This is a genomic window from Streptomyces sp. NPDC005925 (assembly GCF_040638805.1).
GTDB lineage: Bacteria > Actinomycetota > Actinomycetes > Streptomycetales > Streptomycetaceae > Streptomyces.
Window position 1 is genome coordinate 13960 of record NZ_JBEXVL010000003.1, and the last position, 20977, is coordinate 34936.

Consider the following 20977-nt stretch of genomic DNA (forward strand, 5'->3'; position numbering starts at 1 on the left):
AGTCCCAGGACATGAACGACACCCCGCTCACCTCCCTCTCCGTGCCGACCGACGTCCGCCGCCGCGTCCTGACGGCGGCGCAACTGCGCGCGCACGGCGTCACCGCCGCCGAGACGAACGAGCGGTGCCGGCCCGGCGGGCCCTGGCAGCAGGTCCTCCCCGGCGTCGTCCTGCTCCACCCGGGCCCGCCGACGCACGAGGAACGACTGCACGCGGTGCTGTTGTACGCGACGCGCGAGCGCACCGGCCGGGTGCCGTCCCAGGGCGGCAGCGCCGGACCGGCCGCCCCCGCCCAAACCGAGGCGGTGATCACCGGCCTGGCCGCGCTGTCCCTGCACGGCTTCGCCACCGCTCCCGCACTGCTGGCGCTGGACGCGGTCGACGTGCTGGTCCCGCGGCTGCGCCGGCTGCGCTCCACCGGCTGCGCCCGCATCGTCCGCGCCGCCGAGATGCCGGTGCCGCAGCAGGTGAGGGGCCTGCCGGTGGCGCCCGTGGAGCGGGCTCTGACGGACGCGGTGACGGGACTGACGGACGGGGGCGCGGTGCGCCGCCTGCTGACGGAGGCGGTCCGCGACGGCCACTGCGAACCCGCGACGCTGGTACGGGAGCTGGCCCGCGCCCGGCTGCTCGGCCGGCCGCACGTCGTGGCCGCCGTCGACTCGCTGCTCGCGGAGGGCCGGGCCGTCGCCGAGGACCGCCTGTACGCGATGGTGCGGGACTACGACCTCCCCGACCCGGTGTGGCACGCCGAACTCCGGCTGCCGAGCGGCTCCCACCTCGGCCACGTCGACGCCTACTGGCCGGACCAGGCGGTCGCCCTGTTCCTGGACACCCGCACACCCGGCCCGGACAACGACCCCCTGGACTCCGAAGAGACCCGCAGGCGGGAGTACCTGGAAGGGCTGGGCATCACGGTCGTCCACGTGACCCCGCGCAAACTGCGCGACGCGAGCGAGCAGCAGGCCGTGGTGATCCGTACGGCCCTGATGGCATCGGTCGACCGGGATCCCGCGGCGTACGTGGTGGTGCTTCCCCGGTAGGAGGGCGTCGAGCGGGGCGGGACCAGGAGGGGGGCGGAGGGGCCGTCGGCGGGTGTGCCGACGGCCCTCCTCGCGGTCGTCGGCTCTCCTCAGCCCTCCTGCTCGTCGGGCACCTCGATGGCCTCCGCGTGGTGCACGTGGATGTCGCCGTGGGCGGCGGCGTAGAGCGTGCCGTCCTCCTTGGCCGTGTTCGTCTGGGTCGTCTCGGCGGTCCCGGTCGTCGTGACGGTGATGTGCTCACCGGCCACGACGGGGCCGGAGGCGTCCCCGCCGATGTGGATCCTGTTCTGGCTGGAGGGCCGGCGTGCCATGGGTGGGCTCCTTGGCTGGAAGTGGGTGAGGGAAAGGGGGAACGTCGGTCAGGAGAGGCGGTTCAGGGTGAACGGGGTGCAGTCGTAGCAGGTCACCGCGTCGCTGACGGAGTCCGTCATCTCGCGCGTGCCGTCGGCGGTGTCGCCGTCCGGGTTGATGGTGATGGTCGTGGTGACCTCACCGAGGATGTCTCCGCACGAGCCGTCGGCCATGTCGTACACGGGGGCGGTGGAGGTGTAGGTACTGCCGCTGCCGGTGAACCGGACGGTGACCGTGTCGCCGCAGGCGTCCCTCGTCGCCGCCGAGTAGGTCCCGCCGCCCGCGTCGACGAATTCGATCCCGCCGCCCCTGCTGCTCAGCCATACGCCTTCCAGACCGGTCGGATCCGGCGTGGGCTCGCCCTCGGCCGCGCCCGTGGAACCCGCCCCGCCGTCCCGGCCCGACTCGGTGACCGTCACGGCCGGACTGCCTCCGCCGGAGTCCGACGAGTTCTGCCGCTGCTCGACGGCGACGGCGCCGATGACGAGGGCGGCGACCACCGCGGCCACCTTGAGCGCGGCGGCGATCCCGGTTCCGGTCACGCCTGTTGTGGTGGCGCCGAGGCCGGCCCCCTCCACGACACCGGGCGGTGGCACCATCCCGGGGGAGGCGGCCGTTCCGGGGTCGACGGGCATGCCGGTCCCTTGGGCGACCGTGCCGTGCGCGGAGGCCGGGTCGGGCATCGCGGAACCGACGTCCGGCGTCCCGGAGGCGGGGTCCGGCACCGTGGAACCGACGTCCGGCACGGATGCCGGATCGGGCGCGGCCGCGCCGCTCACGTCGTGGGCCCCGCTCACGTCCGGCGCGGGCGACGGATCGACCGACGCGGACCCGGGGTCCTGCGCCGGGGCCGGACCGGCCGCCGAGGAGCTCCCGTCCGGCACACCGCCGGCGTCACCCGCGCCGCCCGGGTCCCCGGCGCCGCTCCCGTCCGTCGCTCCGCCCGCATCCGGTGTGGCACCCGCGTCGCCCTGCGGCAGCGCCCCGGAACCCGCGTCGGCGGGCGGCGCCTGGCCGGGGACGTACTGCTGGGCCGCCGACGCCGCGTCGGCCCCCTGCGTGTCGCCCAGTTGCCGCCACAGGACCCCCGCCTCCACCAGCAGCACCGCGGCGAGGGCCCGGTTGCCGGTCAGGATGTTGCGGATGCCGCGCTCGTGCGTGAGGTACGCCTCGGACCGCCGGTCCCCCGCGTGCCGCGCCGCCCGCACACCCTGGTCGAGGAGGCGCCCCCAGGCTCCGAGGCGCAGCGAGCGGGCGAGGGCGGGTGAGGCGGCCCGGACGATCCGGACCGCCAGGTCTGCCCGGCCGGACCGCTCGGCGAGTTCCGCCAGCGCCTCCAGTGCCGGGGCGTGGTCGGCCACCTGGGACGCCCCGGTCGTGGGCCGCGCCGCCCAGTCGGCGAAGTAGGCGCACAGCCGCTCCAGTGAGTACGGCACCAGGCCGGGGCGCTGCCGCAGGGCCCCGACGACATCCGGGGCGACGCGGTACCCCCGTTCCGTCTCCCGTGCCAGGCCCAGCCTCGCCAGGTCCCCGCACAGCGCCGCGGGGTCCGAGGTGCCGGTCAGGGCGCCGACGTGTACGGGGGCGAGGTCGACGTCGCCGAAGGTCGCCAGGAGGTGCAGGGTGCGCGTCGAGGGGTCGTCGAGCCGGTCGAACAGCAGCGGCAGCAGTTCCCGCACCGCGCCGGGCTTGGGCAGCACGGCCTCGCCCGAGGGGTCGAGCCGGGCCACGGCGGCCGCGCGCAGCAGCAGCAGCGGCGTGCCGGCCGCGGTCTCCCACAGCGCGGCGGCGGTGTCCTGCCGGTCCGGTCCGTCGACGGGACGGCCCAGTTCCCGTGCCAGCAGCTCCAGCGCGGCGGCACGGTCGATGCCCGTGAGCCGCTGCGCCCTGCCGTCGGCTCCCTGCAGTGAACTGTTCCGCGCGGCGAAGACGAACGTCGCGTCCGGGGCCGCGTCCATGACGGTGCGCAGTTGTTCCGCGGTGTAGTCGGCGTTGTCGACGTACACCGTCACCTCCATGCCCGCCATGAGGCGGCGCATCTCGGTGCGCGACGGGGCGTAGCCGTGGGTCTCGTGGCAGGCCTCGAAGACGTCCTGGGCCAGGTCCTCGGGTTCGCGCCGGGCGGCGTCGAGGAAGAGCTTTCCGTGGGGTCCCGCGCCGAGCGTGCGGGCCGCGTGCCGCAGGAGTGCGCTCTTGCCGACTCCGGGCGGCCCCCACAGCTGCACCGTGTCGCCGTCGCGGAGCGCGGCGTCGATCGACGCGAGGTCGGCGGCGCGGCCGAACGGGGCGCTCTGCCGCCGGGGCAGCAGGTCGACCCGTGTGCGGCGTCTCGGCCGCGGCCGTTCGCCCTCCACCAGCACGTTCACGGTGGAGCCGTGGTGTGCGCCGATGTACGCGACGTGGTTTCCGGCGATCACGGGCGCGGTGGCGTTCCCGCCGATCGTGATCCGGTTGACCGTCGGCCGGTCGTCGGCCGCCCCACCGTCACCCGCCCCGCCCTCGTCCGGTGTTCCGTCGCCGACGGGCGTCCGTGCCCCGGGCTGTTCCCCGTCCGCGTGCCGACCGCCGCCGTTCTGCTCGTTGTCGTCGTCGATGCTCGCCATGACTACCCCGTTTGATGTGGTCGCGTCCGTTTGTCCAGGCGGCACGCTAGCCACAGGCTCACACGGACCCACCGTCAAATTACGGGTTTTGTGATGACCCATTCATCTTCGTCGCCCGACGCACACAACTGGAACGAGGCCCTGTGGGGCAGGGGGACTTCAGAGGTCGGGGTATCCGATCGACCGCAGGCGCGCGAGGCCCTCGACCCGGATGGAGCGGTAGCCCGTGGTGACGACTCCCTCGGCGCGCAGTCTGCGCAGCGCCTTCTGCACGCTGGGCTCCGACGCGCCCGCCATGGTGGCGAGTTCGGGCTGGGTGATCGGCCACCGGATCACCGCGCCGTCGCCGTCGCGCTCCCCGTAGGTCATGGCGAGGTGGTGGAGCACCCGGGCCAGCCGGGTGGCGGCGTCGCAGCCGATGAAGTTGACGCGGTGGGTGGTGGCGGCGCGCAGCTTGGCCACGACGGCCTCGTTGACGGCGTGTGCGATCCGGGGCCGGTCCCGCAGGCAGGCGAGGAAGGCGGTCCGGGTCACCACCTGCGTGACGACGGGCCCGCAGGTGGTGACCGTGGCCGAGCGGGGTTGTCCGTCCAGCGCGGCCAGTTCGCCGAGCAGGTCCCCGCGCACGCGCACGGCGAGCAGGGCCTCGCGGTCGTCGTCGGCGTGCCCGGTGACCTTGACCAGGCCCTGCAGCAGCACCAGTACGTGGTCCGTGTGTTCCGCCTCCCGCAGGAGCACCTGGTCGGCCGGGTGCGGCACCCGTGTCCCCAGCGCGAGCAACCGGTCGCGGTCGGCCCGGTCGAGGCGGCCCAGCAGGCTTGCCGGATGCCAGGCCCGTTGTTCGGCGGGCCGACGCCCGTTCCCCGTGCGGCTGTGACATCCGCCTTCCATGTCCCACCTCTCCTCCCCGGTCCGGCACATCGCCCGGACCCAGTGTCCCCGAACCCCGTATTCCTACGAGATGCGCGCGGCGCACCACGGGCACAGTGGAGGAAGGGGACGGTGGCGTGGGGCCCGTGCAGCCGGGTTCCACGCCGTACCGCGTCCGTCCGCCGCCGAGCCGAGAGGTGCCGTATGGAAGCACAGTGGGAGTACCGGGCCGTCCTGGCCGTGGACATCGAGAAGTCGTCCGGGCGGGGAAACGTGGCGCTGGTCCACAACCGCGCGACGCTGCGGGCCCTGCTCCGTACGGCGTTCGTGCGCAGCGGCCTCGACTGGGGGGCGTGCGTACGGGAGGACCTGGGTGACGGACTGCGGGTGACCGCGCCCGCGGGGACGCGCAAGGCGAGCCTCGTCCACCCGCTCGTGCCCGAACTGGCCGAGCTGCTGCGCGACCACAACGCGGGCAGCCCGGGGCCGTCGACCCGGATCCGGGTCCGTGCGGCACTGCACGCCGGGGACGTGTGCCTGACGCCGGACGGCGAAGTCGCCGGCGCGCCGCTGGAGACGCTGGCTCGGCTGCTCGACGCGCGTCCCGCGCGCAAGGCCCTGCAGAGGGCGCCGCGGACGGTGCCCGTCGCGCTGCTGATGTCGCAGCACTTCTACGACGAGACGGCGCGGCACGGCTACGAGGGCATCGATCCGGACACCTTCCACCGGGTGGGTTTCACCCTGAAGGAACTCACCACCGACGCCTGGCTCCACACACCCGGGTGGACGCCGCCGCGTGAGGCGAAGGCTTCCGCGCGCAAGGCGGCCGGCCGGAGGCGCGAGCGGCCGCGGGGTGATTCCCAGCAGGTCAACAAGGCTTCCCGGAAGGGCGTCGTCCACGCCACGCAGAACGGCGACATGCACATCCGCGTCGTCAAGGAAGGGTGAGGGAGCCGCTGTGCACGACGAGCTGACCGCACTCGCGCAGGCGGGCGCCGCCGCGCTGGTCGCGGCCATGGCCACGGACACGTGGCAGGAAACGAGGGGCGCGATGGCCGGGCTGTTCCGCCGTGGCCGCCGGGCCGCGCTGGAGGCCCAGCTCGATGGCAACGCGGAGCTGGTGCGGGACTCGCCGAGCCCCGACGACGTACGCCGGGCGCTGTTGGGCTACTGGGCGCAGGAGCTGGCGGCGCTGCTGCGGCAGGATCCCGCGGGCCGGGATGAACTCGCCCGGCTCGTCGCCTCCCTCGGCGGCCTCCCGGCCGACGATCCCCGTGCGGGCGTGGTGCGGCAGACGAACACGGCCCGGGACTCCGCGACCGTGTTCGCCGTACAGGGCGGGTCCCAGCACATCCACGAGCGTCAGGAGCGGGCCGCCGGGAGCTGACGGAGGAGCGGCCGCCGTCCCGGCGGGTCGCGTCACGTCGGTGTCCGTCCCACGGACGCCGACGGCGAACGCCGTTCCCCACCGATGATTATCGGCCAGTCCCGTACCGGGGCGGCGGAACGGCCTGGGCTACGCGCGTAACAGGACGCGAGGGGCGCCGAATTACCCCGTTGCGCCCCAGTACGTTCCCGATGGCGTATGGCGGAAGTACGCCATACGCCGGGCTCGGCCAGGGCGACTCTCCCCAAACGTCCCCCCTTCGGGTAAAGCTGAGCGATCGTCCGGGGTCGCATTCCGGACTGTCGCGACCGGAGCCGGTCGGCTTCTGTCGCTCCACTCTCGTTCCTTTAGCTACAAGGGATGCCGATGACCTTCACCCCTGAGCGCGCTCCGACATCGGGCGCGAGACGCGTGGCCCGGATAGCCGTGGCCGCGGGTCTGGTGGCCGCGCTGTCCGCGGCCGGTCCCATACCCATGGCCTTCTCGGCCGGGGAGCCGTCCCCCACCGCGGACGGCTCCGTGAAGTCCGCGCACGACAAACTCGGTTCCGCCGACGCGGACCTGCTCGCCGAGGCCAAGGCCGACGGCGAGAAGAACGTCACGATGATGATCGCCACCGCGCCCGGCCGGACCGAACAGGTCGCCGGGCAGCTGGACGCGGTCCAGGGCGGCATCGTGGGCCGCAGCGACGACAAGCTGGGCTACGTCCGCGCCACCGTCCCCACCGCGAAGGCGGACGCCGCCATCGCCGCCGCCGCCAAGCTGTCCTCCGTGCACGGCATCGACCTGCGCGACGAGATCCCGCTGGACGACCCGACTCCGGCCGGGGACCGCGCCGAGGGCGCGACCACCGGCTCCAGGGGCGGCTATCCGGCGCCGGGGAAGCACACCCCCGCCGAGAACCCGTACAACCCGTCCTTCGAGACGGGTGCCGTGGACTTCGTCGAGGACCATCCGAAGGCGGACGGCCGCGGCATCACCATCGGCATCCTCGACTCCGGTGTCGACCTCGGCCACCCGGCGCTGCAGAAGACCACCACCGGCGAGCGCAAGATCGTCGACTGGGTCACCGCGACCGACCCGGTCGGCGACGGCGACGGCACCTGGCGGCGGATGACCACCTCGGTCGCCGGGCCGGCCTTCTCGATCACCACGGCCGGCCTGGGCACCGAGACGTTCAAGGCCCCCGCGGGCGACTACAAGTTCAACTACTTCTCCGAGTCCGCCACCACCGGCGGCGACATGGCCGGCGACCTGAACCGCGACGGCGACAAGACGGACGTCTGGGGCGTGCTGTACGACGCCGCCGCCGGCACCGCCCGCGTCGACCTGAACGACAACCTCGACTTCACCGACGACACCGCGATGAAGCCGTACAAGGACGGCCACCAGGTCGGCCACTTCGGCACGGACGACCCGGCGACCGCGATCGCCGAGAGCATCCCGTTCGTCGTGGAGATCCGCAAGGACGTCGTCTACAACGCCGCCGGCGCCAAGGCCGACTACGTCAACATCGGCGTCATCGAGTCCGAGCACGGCACGCACGTCGCCGGCATCACCGCCGCCAACGGCCTGTTCGGCGGGCGGATGAACGGCGCGGCGCCCGGCGCCAGGCTGGTCTCCTCGCGCGCCTGCACCTGGAGCGGCGGCTGCACCAACATCGCGCTCACCGAGGGCATGATCGACCTCGTCACCAAGCGCGGCGTCGACATCGTCAACATGTCGATAGGCGGCCTGCCCGCGCTCAACGACGGCAACAACGCCCGCTCCGAGCTGTACACCCGCCTCATCGACGACTACGGCGTGCAGCTGGTCATCTCGGCCGGCAACTCCGGCCCCGGCGCCAACACCATCGGCGACCCCGGCCTGGCCGACAAGGTCATCTCCGTCGGCGCGTCCGTCTCCCGGGCGACCTGGGCCGCCAACTACGGCTCCGTCGTGGAGAAGCGGTACGCGATGATGCCGTTCTCCTCGCGCGGCCCGCGTGAGGACGGCGGCTTCACGCCGACGCTGACCGCGCCCGGCGCCGCCATCAACACCACGCAGACGTGGCTGCCCGGCGGCCCGGTCGCCGAGGCCGGCTACTCCCTGCCGCCCGGCTACTCCATGCTCCAGGGCACCTCGATGGCCTCCCCGCAGGCCACGGGCGCCTCGGCGCTGCTGCTGAGCGCCGCCCGGCAGAAGGGCATCGACCTGACGCCCGCGAAGCTGCGCACCGCGCTCACCTCCACCGCCGACCACATCCGTGGCGTCCAGGCGTACGAGGAAGGCGCCGGTCTGATCGACGTCGTGGACGCCTGGGACGCGATCCGGCACGACGCGAGCGCCCACCAGTACACGGTGAAGGCTCCGGTCGACACCGCGATCGACCAGTTCCTGAAGACGCCGGGCTTCGGCACCGGCCTCTACGACCGCGAGGGCGGCCTGAAGGCCGGCCAGAAGAAGACGTACGAGATCACGCTGACCCGTACGTCCGGCGCCGACCGGACGATCCGGCACGACCTGCACCTCGCGAACAACGCCGCCGGCACCTTCCGGATCGTCGGCTCCGACGAGGTCGGTCTGCCGCTGAACAAACCGGTCACCGTCCAGGTGCAGGCCGCGCCGCGCTCCGGCGGCGTCAAGAGCGCCGTCCTCGAGGTGGACGACCCGCGCACCGAGGGCGTCGACCGCCAGGTCCTGGCGACCGTCGTCGTCGCCTCCCCGGTCGACTACACCTTCTCCGCTTCGGGTTCGGTGCAGCGCAACAGCACCACGTCGTACTTCGTGACCGTCCCCGAGGGCGCCCGGACCCTCGAGGTCGCCCTGAGCGGGCTGAAGGCCAAGAGCCAGACCCGGTTCATCTCCATCCACCCGTACGGCGTCCCGTCCGACCCGACCTCGACGGTCAACTGCTACCCGGACTACGCCAACCCGGACAACACCTGCCGCCCCGACCTGCGCTCGTACGCCGACCCGCAGGCCGGCGTGTGGGAGATCGAGGTCGAGTCGCGCCGCACGTCGCCGCTGCTCGACAACCCGTACAAGGTCGGCGTCGCCGTCCTGGGGGCGACCTTCGACCCGGAGACGGTCACCGTCCCCGAGGCGCAGGTCGGCACCCCCGTCGACGCGTCCTGGAAGGTGACCAACGGATTCGCCGCCCTCGACGGCAAGCTCACCGGCGGCCCGCTCGGCTCCGCCAAGTCGGCCCGCCCGAGCATCAAGCAGGGCGAGACGCACACCATCACGGTCGAGGTGCCCGCGGGCGCCGAGTCCCTGGACGTCGCCATCGGCGGTGTCTCCGACACGGCCGCCGACCTGGACCTGGCCGTGTACGACAAGGACGGCACCCAGGTCGGCAGCTCCGCCGACGGCGACTCGGAGGAGGCCGTCTCCATCCCGACGCCGGCCGCCGGCACGTACACGATCGAGGTCGTCGGCTACTCCGTGCCCGCCGGCACGACCGCGTACGACTACCGGGACGTGTTCTTCGCCACGACGCTCGGCACGGTCTCCGTGGACGGGGCAACGCCGGTGAAGCTCGGCACGGGCGACTCGGCCACGGTCACCGCGAGCGTCACCGCCGCGGCGTCCGCCCCCGAGGGACGCGAGTTCTTCGGCCGGGTCCAGCTGGTCAACGCACGCGGCACGGTCGCGGGCTCGGGCAGCGTGGCCCTGGAGAAGGTCACGCCGTAACCCCCGGGGTTCACGGCGAGGGGGCGGGAGTCCGGTCGGACGCCCGCCCCCTTTCGCGTCCCCGGCGTCAGCCCCGCGGGCAGGTGAGTCCGCGGGACGCGGGCAGGAAGCGGAGGATCGCGGCCCGCTCGGTCGCGATCTCCTCCTCGTCGGTGAACAGGGCGTCCGGATAGTCGCCCTGTCGGGGGAGACCGATCAGGGTGTGGTCGCCCTCGTGGAGCGGGCCCAGGACGCCGTCCCGGACGAGGAACACGACCGGGTCCACGTCCTTCGCCGCCACCCGGGGCTTGTACGCGCGGGTCACGTGCAGGGTGATCCGGGTCCGGTCGGTGCCGGGCACCGGCTCGGTGCCGGTGACCGTGCCCTCGGCCACGAGCCGGGCGCAGGCCAGGTGGCGCGGGGACCCGAAGAGGACACCCCCGGCCTCCTGGGAGCCCGCCGCCGCGTCGTCGGCACCGGCGCCGCCCGCGCTCCCGGACTGCGTGAGCAGCCAGGCCGTGCCCGACAGGAGGGCGGCGGCGCAGGCCACCGCGAGCCCGCCGAGGGCGACGGCGAAGGGACGGCGGCGCCGGGCACGGGCAGGGGCGGAAGACCGTACGGGGGTGGCCTCCCCGTCGACTGCGGCGTCCGCGAGCGCGTCGCCGAGGAGGCCCAGCTGTTCCCGCAGCAGCGCCACGTCGGCCGCGGCGGCGCGGTGGGCGGCGACGAGACCGGCGTCCGCGCGGGCCGCCGGGGGCAGCGGCTCGCCGCCGATCACGGCCATCAGGGGGTCGACGCCCCCGGGCGGATTCTGCTCGGGGAGATCGTGCCCGTGCTCGGGAAATTCCTGCTCGGCGGGCATGTCACACCACCTCGTCCTCGTGCAGGCGGGCTCTGAGGGCCCGGACCGCCGTGTGCAGCCTGCTCTTGACCGTGCCCTCGGGGACGCCGAGTTCCTCGGCGATCGAGCGAACCGGCAGGTCGGCGTAGAAGCGCAGCACGACGACCTGGCGCTGCGGGTCGGGCAGCTCGTCCAGGCCGCGGGCGACGGCGAGGGACAGCAGGCGGGTGTCCTCGCCGGAAGGGTGGTGGTCCGGCTGCCGCAGCGAGGCGAGCCGCTCGCCGAGCCGTTCCTGGCGGCGCCGGGCGCGGTGCCAGTCCATGGCCAGGTTGGAGGCGACGACGGCCGCCCACGCGGACACGTCGCGCGGTGCCTCGCGCCCGCTCGCGGCCCGCTCCAGCAGCCGCAGCCGCACCTGCTGCACCCCGTCCGGCAGGTCCGCCTGCGGTACGCCGCCCAGCGCGAGCACCGCCCGTACCCGGCGTTCCTGGGCCGCGTCCAGCGGGTCGTCCACCGTGTGGCCCGTCCCGTGGCCCCGGCGGGTCATTCTGCGCAGCACGGCCACCCCTTCCCTCCCCGCGTCCCCCCTACGACGCCGCGGCGGCCCGGAACGTTCGGTACGGACTCGACGGGTGGGGGAGGTGTACGTCACACCGCCGTGTGCGCGGAAGGGCGCTGGGCAGGTGCCGACCGGCACAGCTTGCGGCCGGGGGCCCGTTCCGCCTGAATTCCTGCATTCCGGCGGGGGTGAGGGCGCAATGCCCGCGGCCGCCGTGCGGAGCACCGCGTGCGCCCCGTCCCACCCCCCGGACACCCGGGGGCAAAGAAGTGGAGGTGGACGGCGGTGGGCCGCATGATGGAAGGGGAAATGCCTCGGCCAGGCAACAAGCACGCAGAAGAGACGCAAAGGGAGTCGCCGTGAGGGTCGGAATCGTCGGAGCCACCGGTCAGGTCGGCACGGTCATGCGCAGGATCCTCACGGAACGGAACTTCCCCGCCGACGAGCTGCGCCTGTTCGCCTCGGCCCGCTCGGCGGGCAAGGTGATCGACGGTGTGACGGTGGAGGACGCGGCGACGGCCGACTACGCGGACCTGGACATCGTGCTGTTCTCGGCGGGCGGGGCCACGTCGAAGGCGCTGGCCGAGAAGGTCGCCTCGCAGGGCGCGGTCGTGATCGACAACTCGTCGGCGTGGCGGCGGGACCCGCAGGTGCCGCTGGTGGTGGCCGAGGTCAACCCGCACGCGATCGCCGACCGCCCCAAGGGCATCATCGCCAACCCGAACTGCACGACGATGGCCGCGATGCCGGTGCTGCGCCCGCTGCACCACGAGGCCGGCCTCCGGGCGCTGGTCGTGGCGACGTACCAGGCCGTGTCGGGTTCGGGTCTCGCGGGCGTGGACGAGCTGTTCGAGCAGGTCAGGAAGGTCGGCGACGAGGCCCCGAAGCTGACGCACGACGGTGCGGCCGTGGACTTCCCGGAGCCGGGCACGTACGTGGCGCCGATCGCGTACAACGTGCTGCCGATGGCCGGGTCGGTCGTGGACGACGGGCTGAACGAGACCGACGAGGAGCAGAAGCTCCGCCACGAGTCCCGCAAGATCCTGGAGATCCCGGACCTGAAGGTGTCGGGCACCTGCGTGCGCGTGCCGGTCTTCACCGGCCACTCCCTCCAGATCAACGCCCGCTTCGCCCGGCCGATCAGCGCCGAGCGCGCGAAGGAGTTGCTGGCGGGCGCCCCGGGGGTGGCCCTGACCGAGGTGCCGACCCCGCTCCGGGCCGCCGGCCAGGACCCGTCGTACGTCGGCCGCATCCGCGAGGACGAGACCGTCGACCACGGCCTCGCGCTGTTCGTCTCCAACGACAACCTCCGCAAGGGCGCCGCCCTGAACGCGGTGCAGATCGCGGAGCTGGTGGCGGCGGAGCTGAAGAAGTAAGCAGGCATGGACGTGCGGAAGGGGGCGCCCACCGGTGAACGGTGGGCGCCCCCTTCCGCACGGGCCGGGGGGCGAGGTGCCACCGGAGGGCCGCGTCGATCTCGCCTCTCCCGCCCCTCTCGTCCCACTCGGCGAAGGCGGGTTCGTACTGGTGCTCCAGTGGTGACTGCCGCGGCATCCCCATGGCGGCGTGGACCACGGCCGACCGGGAGACCGCGACCGGCCACCCCGGACCGGACCCCGCCCATGGAAGGATGTCCGAACCCACACATACCGAGGAGATGACCGCGTGCCTGGCACAAACCTGACTCGCGAAGAGGCTCAGCAGCGGGCGAAGCTGCTCGCCGTTGACTCGTACGAGATCGATCTCGACCTCTCCGGCGCGCAGGAGGGCGGTACCTACAGGTCCGTGACCACGGTGCGCTTCGACGTCGCGGAGGACGGGGCCGAGTCCTTCATCGACCTGGTCGCCCCGGCCGTCCACGAGGTGACGCTGAACGGCGACGCCCTCGACCCCGCCGTGGTCTTCGCCGACTCGCGGATCGCGCTGCCCGGCCTCCGCCAGGGCCGCAACGTCCTGCGTGTCGTCGCGGACTGCGCGTACACCAACACCGGCGAGGGCCTGCACCGCTTCGTCGACCCGGTGGACGACCAGGCGTACCTCTACACCCAGTTCGAGGTGCCGGACGCCCGCCGCGTGTTCGCGAGTTTCGAGCAGCCCGACCTGAAGGCGACGTTCCAGTTCACCGTGCGCGCGCCGGAGGGCTGGACCGTCATCTCCAACTCGCCGACGCCCGAGCCCAAGGACAGTGTCTGGGAGTTCGAGCCGACGCCGCGCATCTCGACGTACATCACGGCCCTGATCGTCGGCCCGTACCACAGCGTCCACAGCTCCTACGAGAAGGACGGGCAGTCCGTCCCGCTGGGCATCTACTGCCGCCCGTCGCTCGCCGAGTACCTCGACTCGGACGCGATCTTCGAGGTCACGCGGCAGGGCTTCGCCTGGTTCCAGGAGAAGTTCGACTACGCGTACCCCTTCGCCAAGTACGACCAGCTGTTCGTTCCGGAGTTCAACGCGGGCGCGATGGAGAACGCGGGCGCGGTGACCATCCGCGACCAGTACGTCTTCCGGTCGAAGGTGACGGACGCCGCCTACGAGGTGCGGGCCTCGACGATCCTGCACGAGCTGGCGCACATGTGGTTCGGCGACCTGGTCACCATGGAGTGGTGGAACGACCTGTGGCTGAACGAGTCGTTCGCCACCTACGCCGAGGCCGCCTGCCAGGCCGACGCGCCCGGGTCGCGCTGGCCGCACTCGTGGACGACGTTCGCCAACTCCATGAAGACGTGGGCGTACCGGCAGGACCAGCTGCCCTCCACGCACCCGATCATGGCGGACATCCGCGACCTGGACGACGTGCTCGTCAACTTCGACGGCATCACGTACGCCAAGGGCGCGAGCGTCCTGAAGCAGCTCGTCGCCTACGTCGGTGAGGACGCGTTCTTCCACGGCGTGCAGGCCTACTTCAAGCGCCACGCGTTCGGCAACACGCGCCTGTCCGACCTGCTGGGCGCCCTCGAGGAGACCTCCGGCCGCGACCTGAAGACCTGGTCGAAGGCGTGGCTGGAGACGGCCGGCATCAACGTCCTGCGTCCCGAGATCGAGACGGACGGGGCGGACCTGATCACGTCCTTCGCGATCCGCCAGGAGGCCCCGGCGCTCCCGGCCGGCGCCAAGGGCGAGCCGACGCTGCGCCCGCACCGCGTCGCCATCGGCTGCTACGACCTCGACGCGAGCGGCAAGCTGGTGCGCGGCGAGCGCGTCGAGCTGGACGTGGACGGCGAGCTGACGCAGGTCCCGCAGCTGACGGGCAGGCCCCGCCCCGCGGTGATCCTGCTCAACGACGACGACCTGTCGTACGCGAAGGTCCGCCTGGACGAGCAGTCGCTCGCCGTGGTCACGGACCACCTGGGCGACTTCACGGAGTCGCTGCCGCGCGCGCTGTGCTGGGCGTCGGCGTGGGACATGACGCGGGACGCGGAACTCCCGGCCCGCGACTACCTGTCCCTGGTCCTGTCCGGGATCGGCAAGGAGTCGGACATCGGCGTGGTGCAGTCGCTGCACCGGCAGGTGAAGCTGGCGATCGACCAGTACGCCGACCCGTCCGCCCGGGAGGCGCTGCTGACCCGCTGGACGGACGCCACGCTGGCCCACCTGCGGGCGGCGGAGGCCGGCAGCGACCACCAGCTGGCGTGGGCGCGGGCGTTCGCGGCGACGGCCCGTACGCCGGAGCAGCTGGACCTGCTGGAAGCGCTGCTGGACGGCTCGCAGACGGTCGAGGGCCTGGCCGTGGACACGGAGCTGCGCTGGGCGTTCGTGCAGCGGCTGGCGGCGGTGGGCCGGTTCGACGAGGCGGAGATCTCCGCCGAGTACGAGCGGGACAGGACGGCGGCGGGCGAACGCCACGCGGCGACGGCCCGCGCGGCACGCCCGACGCCGGAGGCCAAGGCGGAGGCGTGGGCGTCGGTCGTGGAGTCCGACAAGCTCCCGAACTCCCTCCAGGAGGCGGTGATCGCGGGCTTCGTCCAGACGGACCAGCGCGAGCTCCTGGCCTCCTACACGGAGCGGTACTTCGCGGCGGTCAAGGACATCTGGGAGTCCCGCTCCCACGAGATGGCCCAGCAGATCGCGGTCGGCCTGTACCCGTCGATCCAGGTCTCCGCGGACACGCTGACCCGCACGGACACCTGGCTGACCGACGCCGCCCCCAACGCGGCCCTGCGCCGCCTGGTCTCGGAGTCCCGCGCGGGCGTGGAACGCGCCCTGCGGGCCCAGACCGCGGACGCGGGGGCCTAGCCGGCCGGCGGTACGTACGAGGGGCGCCCGGCATCGAGCAGGCCGGGCGCCCCTGGCTTCGCCGGCTTTGCCGGCGGCAGGAAACGAGGGCCGTACGTGCGTTCAGCAGCGGTCATGACCTTCCGCCGAGGGCTGTCGCTCTCCGTCTCGCGCTCTCCTGCCGGCGACGCGAAGGCGTCTCGCCGGACCCTACGAGATCGCGGCTGTCGCGGCAGGAACAGCCGCAACACCCGGTCATGCGGGGCACCCCCCCCCGGCCGGCCCTCGTCCTGAGGGGGGATCAGCGCGTGACCTCCCGCACCTTGAAGACCGTCCAGACCGTCTTCCCCGGGGGACATGGCGTGAAGCCGAAATCGTCGGCGAGGGCCGTGACGAGGCGGAGCCCTCTGCCGCCGCAGTCCTCCACCTCCCCGCGCCCCGTCAGCGGTATCCCGTCGCCACTGTCCCGCACCTCTACCCGGATCAACGGGCCGTCGGCGACCAGCGTCAGGGAGAACTCACGGCCCGGTGGCACGCCGTGCAGCAGCGCGTTCGTGGCCAGTTCGGAGACGCAGAGGCGTACGTCGTCGCACCGGTCGACGCAGCCCCACTCGGCGAGCGTTTCGAGAGCGAAGGCGCGCGCGGCACGCACGGAGTCGCGGGCTCGGGGAAATCGACGTTGTCGTGACAGAAGCACGGGCGGACCACCGCCTTGTTCCAGTGGTGTACGGAGACAGCGAAAACGTACCACTATTCGCGAAAAGCAGACAGGTTGAGCGGGCTGCACGCCTAGGCACGTCGCTTAATGTGTAAAGCGGCAAGGTCGTGCCCACACCCTGGAGGACATGGTGAGAGACAACGCATGGGTGAGTTCCTCGTTGACGTATCTGACACCCTCCGGACAGCCCGACGCGTGGCAGGCCGAGGCAGCCAGTCGGGGTGGGAAGGGTACGCAGCGGATCGTGTGCGCGGGTGAGGTCCCGGCCTCGGCGGACGTCGCCCTTCTGCTGGGGGTGGACGCGGATGCCACCGTCGTCGTACGGCGTCGGGTCATCGAATTCGACGGGGTGCCGTGCGAGTCGACCGACACCTACTACCCCGTGGAGATCGCCCGGGGCACACCTCTCGCCGAGACGAGGAAGATCCCCGGCGGGACTGTGCGTCTTCTCGCCGAGCTGGGGCATGTCGGTGTCCGTGTCCAGGAGGACGTGACCGCGCGGGTGCCCGGGGACGAGGAGCGCGAGACCCTCCATTTGGGGCCGGACGAGCCGGTTCTGCTGCTGAGCCGGGTCACGCTGGACAGCGGCGACCGGCCCATCCAGGTCGACCTGATGACCATGCCGGCCCACCGGCAGCGACTGCGCTACGAGATCCGGATCGGATGACCATGCCCCTCACCAGCCCCGATTCCCCGGACCGCCGCTCACTCCACGAGCGCATCGCCGCCGACCTCCGGGACGAGATCATGACCGGCGACCTTCCGCCCGATGCAGCCCTGCCGTCCACGGCCCGGCTCAAGGAAAGGTTCGGCGCCTCCAACGCCACGATTCAGAAGGCGTTGCAGATTCTGAAGGAGGAGCGGCTGGTGGTCGGCCGTGCCGGGGCCGCCGTCACCGTGCGCGCGCACCGGCAACTGACCGTCAGCCCGGCGGGCTCCCTCACACCCGCCGCCCCAGGAGAGCCGTACCCGTGGCTGAGTCGGATCGCGGAGTCCGGCAGCCGGGCGGACAGCGCGCTGCTCGACGTGTGTGAGGCCCGTCCCCCGGCCGACGTGGCGGCCGCCCTGCGTCTCGGTGAGGGTGAGCCGGCCGTCTCACGTCATCAGCTCTTGTCCGTCGACGGCGAACCGGTCGAGCTGGTCACGTCGTACTACCCCTCGGCGATCGCCCGGGGCACTGCCCTCGCCGAGCCGCGGAAGATCCGCGGCGGTACGCCCACGCTCCTGCGCGAGCTCGGATTCCCGCCCCGGCTGAGTGTCGACCGGGTCTCGGCCCGGGTCCCCACCCAGGAGCAGTATCGGCGGCTGGGCCTCCCCGGTGACCTGCCAGTGCTGCGCACCCTGCGCGTGGTGCAGAGCGACGGGGACCGTCCGGTGGAGGCCACCGTCATGGTGAAGGCGGGGCACCTGTACGAGCTGCGGTACGAGTTCACGTCCGGTTGAGTCCACGGCGTTCGGCGCACGCCAAAGGCGCCGGCCTCGGTGTCGTACGTGCGGCACGCGCATGCGTACGACGGCGAGGACGGCGCCCTCGGGACGAATGTGCCGGGCCGGGTGTGCCGGGCCCGGCCGGTGTCAGGCCTGGGTCTGGATCTCGGCCTTGGTCTTCGGCTTGGTGTGGCGGATGGTCGACTTGTCCAGGACCAGCACGGCAGCCGTGATGATCAGGAACAGCCCGAGGGGGGCGACGACGTACAAGCCCAGCGTCTCGATGACGCTCAGGCCCGGCCCGGGGTCGTCACCGTCGTCGCGCGTGACAGCGAGCGCGGGGGACGACATGAGCAGCATCATCAGCGTCGTACCGGCTGCCAGGGCGCCGGCGCGCAGGGCGTTCTTCTTGTCCACGCAGCAAAAGTAGCGAACGCCCGAACGGGTCGCGCGCCCGGGGTGCCGTACGGAACCCGTCCGCCGGTTTCCCCGCCCTCGGGGAGCCCTCGGGCCACCCCGGCTGGGGCCTCACTCGGTCTTTCCCGGCCGGCCGGCTCCCCCCGCCGCTCCCGTCGCTCCTCCTCTGCCCGTCCCTTCCCGCAGTACGTCCGTCAGGGCGCGCAGGCGGGGGGACGCGGTGAGTTCCTCCAGGGTGACCGGGCGGCCGTCGGCGTCGGCGACGGGGAGGCGCCAGTTCGGGTACTGGTCGGACGTGCCGGGCAGGTTCTGCGGGCGGCGGTCGCCCACGCCGTCCGGGAGCCAGACGCCGATCATGCGGGCCGGGGTGTGCGTCAGGAACCGGTGGACGGCCTGCACGCGGGCCTCCTCGTCGGTCGCGGCACGGCCGGCGCCCGTGCCGAGGTCCACGCCCGTGCCGAGGTCCACGCCCGTAGCGTGCCCGGCGCCCGGGCCGAGGTCCACCCCCGTGCCCGTGCCGCGCCCGGCATCCGTGCCGTGCCCGGCGCCCCGGTCGTGCAGCAGGCCGAGTTCGGTCAGCCGGGCGAGCCATTCCCCCGTGTCGGCCGCCGCCTCGGAGCGTTCCTGCTCGACGGGGCGGGTGAGCAGGCCGAGGCGGTCGCGGAGTGCGACGTGCTCGCCGGTGAGGCGGGCGGCGGTGGGCGGCAGGTCGTGGGTGGTGGCGGTGGCGAGGCAGTCGGCGCGCCAGCGGCCGGGGGCCAGGGGGCGGCCGTCGCCGTCCCAGTCCCGTTCGAACCACAGCACCGAGGTGCCGAGCACGCCGCGTTCGCGCAGCCTCTCCCGTACGCCCGCCTCCACCGTGCCGAGGTCCTCGCCGATGACGACGGCCCCGGCGCGGGAGGCCTCCAGGACGAGGACGGCGAGCATGGCGTCGGCGTCGTAGCGGACGTAGGTGCCCTCGGTGGGCGGCCGGTCGTGGGGGACCCACCACAGGCGGAAGAGGCCCATGACGTGGTCGATGCGGAGGGCGCCCGCGTAGCGGAACAGGGCGCGCAGCAGGCGGCGGAAGGGCTCGTAGCCGGATGCGGCGAGGCGGTCGGGGCGCCAGGGCGGCAGGCCCCAGTCCTGGCCGCGGGCGTTGAAGGCGTCGGGCGGGGCGCCGACGGACATGCCGGCGGCGAAGTGGTCCTGCTGGGCCCAGGCGTCGGCGCCGCCGGGATGCACGCCGACGGCGAGGTCGTGCACGATCCCGACGGGCATGCCGGCCTCGCGGGCGGTGCGCTGGGCGGCGGTGAGCTGGGCGTCGGTGAGCCAGGCGAGCCGGCGGTGGAAGTCGACGCGGGTCTTCAGGTCCGTACGGGCGCGGGTCGTTTCCGCGGAGCGGGGGTCCTGGAGGCCGGCGGGCCAGCGGTGCCAGTCGGGGCCGTGCGCCTCGGCGAGGGCGTACCAGGTGGCGTGGTCCTGCAGGGCCTGGCCCTGCTCGGCCACGAAGTCGTCGTAGGGGGCCCGTCCCGCGGGGGCGAGCGGCACGTCGAGGATTATTTCCAGCGCCTGCCGCTTCAGTTCCCACACGGCGTCGCGGTCGATGAGGGCGCCGTGGCCGAGGACGGCCCGGCGCAGCAGGGCGGCACGGTCGAGCAGGCCGCGCACCCGGTCGGAGCCGGCGACGCGGGCGAACTCGGGGACGTCTTCGACGCGCAGGTGCACCGGGTCGGGAAAGCGTCGCGAGGAGGGCCGGTACGGGGAGGGGTCGGTGGGGGCACCGCCGCCGGGCACGGCCGCGTGCAGCGGGTTGACCTGCACGAATCCGGCGCCGACGGTGCGCCCGGCCCAGGCGGTCAGCTCGGCGAGGTCACCGAGGTCGCCCATGCCCCAGGAGCGGCGGGACAGGACGGAGTACAGCTGGACGAGGAGGCCGTACGAGCGCTCGGGCGGCGTGGGCAGCCGGGGCGGGGCGGCGATCAGGTGGGCGGTGGCGGTGCGGCCGTCGGGGGCGGTGGCGGTGAGCCGGTGGACACCGGGCGGGAGGTGTGCGGCGACGGCGCGGGCCCCGCCCGGGTGGGTCTCGCCCCGGTGGATCTCGCCTTGACGGGTCTCGCCCTGTTCGGTCTCGATCCGCAGCCGGGTGCCGGCGGGCAGGGTGGCCAGGGCGGCCGGCGCGGTGGGTTCCGCGGTGTTCCAGCACACCACGGCCGGCGGCAGCAGCCGCTCGCGCAGTTCCCGCTCCCGGACGGCCAGCGCGGCCCGTACGGCCGCGGGGCCGCTCGCGTCGACGCCGAGCGCCCCGAGGGCGGCGGTGATCGCGGTGGCCGAGGCCGTGACCGTACGGTCCGGGGAGGGGCTGTAGGAGGTGGCGACGCCGTGCAGGCCGGCGAGCCGCGACAGTTCCTCGGCGGGGGGCTCGGCCGGCTCGGGCGCTGCCATCTAGGGCTCCGGGCGCAGCAGGTCCGGGCTGTCGGGGAAGTCCTGGTAGTCGTGGCCCGGGTAGTCCGGGTACGACGCCTCCGGGTAGGTGTCCGGCTCGCTGGCCAGCGGGGCGGCGTCGGCGAGCGGCGGCTCGCTGGTGAGGGGCTCGGCGTCGGGCAGCGGCGGCTCGCTGGTCAGCGGGGCCTCGGCGCAGTTTCCCTCCGCGCTGAACACGCACACGCGTGTGGTGTCGATGTCGGCGGACGGCTCCGCCACGGGTTTGGACGGGGTGGGGATCGGTACGCGAACCGGAACAGCCACGGTGGTCTCCTTGTGGGCACGGCTTCTGTGCGGGTGGTGGGTCGTCACGGGGTGCGGGGTGCTCGTTCTGGCGGGCGGGCGACCCGGGGGCTGATGCAGCCCTTACCCAGTGCGCGCGAGGGCAGGCGCCTTGAGCCGGACATCGTGTTCCTGGTCACATCTTTCAGCCT

At 73.3% G+C, this 20977-nt stretch carries 17 protein-coding genes; 8 read left to right on the top strand and 9 right to left on the bottom strand.

The annotated features are described in order from the left end of the window. The first annotated feature begins 11 nt into the window (after positions 1 to 11). The gene (locus tag ABZ354_RS05360; protein ID WP_358653205.1) at positions 12 to 1040 is read left to right on the top strand and encodes a hypothetical protein; all 1029 of its coding nucleotides are present in this window, start codon (positions 12 to 14) and stop codon (positions 1038 to 1040) included. Between the two features lie 89 nt (positions 1041 to 1129). Here ABZ354_RS05360 and ABZ354_RS05365 read toward each other — a convergent pair whose 3' ends face one another. The 3 genes from ABZ354_RS05365 to ABZ354_RS05375 form a co-directional block, all read right to left on the bottom strand. Beyond that, the gene (locus ABZ354_RS05365) at positions 1130 to 1351 is read right to left on the bottom strand and encodes a hypothetical protein (RefSeq protein ID WP_358653207.1); all 222 of its coding nucleotides are present in this window, start codon (positions 1349 to 1351) and stop codon (positions 1130 to 1132) included. A 48-nt stretch (positions 1352 to 1399) separates the two neighbouring features. After that, complete coding sequence (locus ABZ354_RS05370) at positions 1400 to 3994, bottom strand: ATP-binding protein (protein ID WP_358653209.1); 2595 nt, start codon at positions 3992 to 3994, stop codon at positions 1400 to 1402. A 159-nt stretch (positions 3995 to 4153) separates the two neighbouring features. Then, a complete protein-coding gene (locus tag ABZ354_RS05375) occupies positions 4154 to 4885 on the bottom strand; it encodes a Crp/Fnr family transcriptional regulator (RefSeq protein WP_358653211.1) in 732 nt (243 codons plus the stop codon). A 183-nt stretch (positions 4886 to 5068) separates the two neighbouring features. Here ABZ354_RS05375 and ABZ354_RS05380 point away from each other — a divergent pair, with 183 nt between their 5' ends. From ABZ354_RS05380 to ABZ354_RS05390, 3 genes are all read left to right on the top strand, one after another. Then, entirely contained in the window at positions 5069 to 5812 is a 744-nt protein-coding gene (locus ABZ354_RS05380; RefSeq protein WP_358653213.1) for a hypothetical protein, read from the top strand. 10 nt (positions 5813 to 5822) lie between these two features. After that, positions 5823 to 6251, top strand: a complete 429-nt coding sequence (locus ABZ354_RS05385) for a hypothetical protein (protein WP_358653215.1) — start codon at positions 5823 to 5825, stop codon at positions 6249 to 6251. Positions 6252 to 6617: 366 nt separating this feature from the next. Next, positions 6618 to 9926, top strand: a complete 3309-nt coding sequence (locus ABZ354_RS05390) for a S8 family serine peptidase (protein WP_358653217.1) — start codon at positions 6618 to 6620, stop codon at positions 9924 to 9926. 67 nt (positions 9927 to 9993) lie between these two features. On the opposite strand, the gene ABZ354_RS05395 is transcribed toward ABZ354_RS05390, so the two are convergent. Both ABZ354_RS05395 and ABZ354_RS05400 read right to left on the bottom strand, forming a co-directional pair. Next, positions 9994 to 10767 carry a hypothetical protein gene (locus ABZ354_RS05395; protein WP_358653219.1) on the bottom strand — a complete coding sequence of 258 codons (774 nt, stop codon included), beginning with the start codon at positions 10765 to 10767 and terminating at the stop codon, positions 9994 to 9996. A gap of 1 nt (position 10768) precedes the next feature. After that, positions 10769 to 11293 carry a sigma-70 family RNA polymerase sigma factor gene (locus ABZ354_RS05400; protein WP_358653725.1) on the bottom strand — a complete coding sequence of 175 codons (525 nt, stop codon included), beginning with the start codon at positions 11291 to 11293 and terminating at the stop codon, positions 10769 to 10771. Between the two features lie 371 nt (positions 11294 to 11664). Between ABZ354_RS05400 and ABZ354_RS05405 the strand changes: the two genes are divergently transcribed. Both ABZ354_RS05405 and pepN read left to right on the top strand, forming a co-directional pair. Next, a complete protein-coding gene (locus ABZ354_RS05405) occupies positions 11665 to 12681 on the top strand; it encodes an aspartate-semialdehyde dehydrogenase (RefSeq protein WP_358653221.1) in 1017 nt (338 codons plus the stop codon). A 289-nt stretch (positions 12682 to 12970) separates the two neighbouring features. Then, the gene (gene pepN, locus ABZ354_RS05410; protein WP_358653223.1) at positions 12971 to 15538 is read left to right on the top strand and encodes an aminopeptidase N; all 2568 of its coding nucleotides are present in this window, start codon (positions 12971 to 12973) and stop codon (positions 15536 to 15538) included. A gap of 280 nt (positions 15539 to 15818) precedes the next feature. Here pepN and ABZ354_RS05415 read toward each other — a convergent pair whose 3' ends face one another. After that, on the bottom strand, positions 15819 to 16268 hold the full coding sequence (locus ABZ354_RS05415) for an ATP-binding protein (protein WP_358653225.1): 450 nt from the start codon (positions 16266 to 16268) through the stop codon (positions 15819 to 15821). A gap of 97 nt (positions 16269 to 16365) precedes the next feature. Here ABZ354_RS05415 and ABZ354_RS05420 point away from each other — a divergent pair, with 97 nt between their 5' ends. Beyond that, complete coding sequence (locus ABZ354_RS05420) at positions 16366 to 16902, top strand: UTRA domain-containing protein (protein WP_358653727.1); 537 nt, start codon at positions 16366 to 16368, stop codon at positions 16900 to 16902. Beyond that, positions 16899 to 17678 (top strand): GntR family transcriptional regulator, encoded by a 780-nt coding sequence (locus ABZ354_RS05425; protein WP_358653227.1) that lies wholly within the window; start codon positions 16899 to 16901, stop codon positions 17676 to 17678. Before ABZ354_RS05420 ends, ABZ354_RS05425 begins: the two co-directional genes overlap by 4 nt. Positions 17679 to 17810: 132 nt before the next feature. Here the strand turns inward: ABZ354_RS05425 and ABZ354_RS05430 are convergent, their stop codons facing one another. The 3 genes from ABZ354_RS05430 to ABZ354_RS05440 form a co-directional block, all read right to left on the bottom strand. Further along, positions 17811 to 18080, bottom strand: coding sequence for a hypothetical protein (locus tag ABZ354_RS05430; RefSeq protein ID WP_358653229.1), 270 nt, complete (start codon positions 18078 to 18080; stop codon positions 17811 to 17813). A 111-nt stretch (positions 18081 to 18191) separates the two neighbouring features. After that, entirely contained in the window at positions 18192 to 20504 is a 2313-nt protein-coding gene (gene malQ, locus ABZ354_RS05435) for a 4-alpha-glucanotransferase (RefSeq protein WP_358653231.1), read from the bottom strand. After that, a complete protein-coding gene (locus ABZ354_RS05440; RefSeq protein ID WP_358653232.1) occupies positions 20505 to 20807 on the bottom strand; it encodes a hypothetical protein in 303 nt (100 codons plus the stop codon). Between the last annotated feature and the right edge of the window lie 170 nt (positions 20808 to 20977).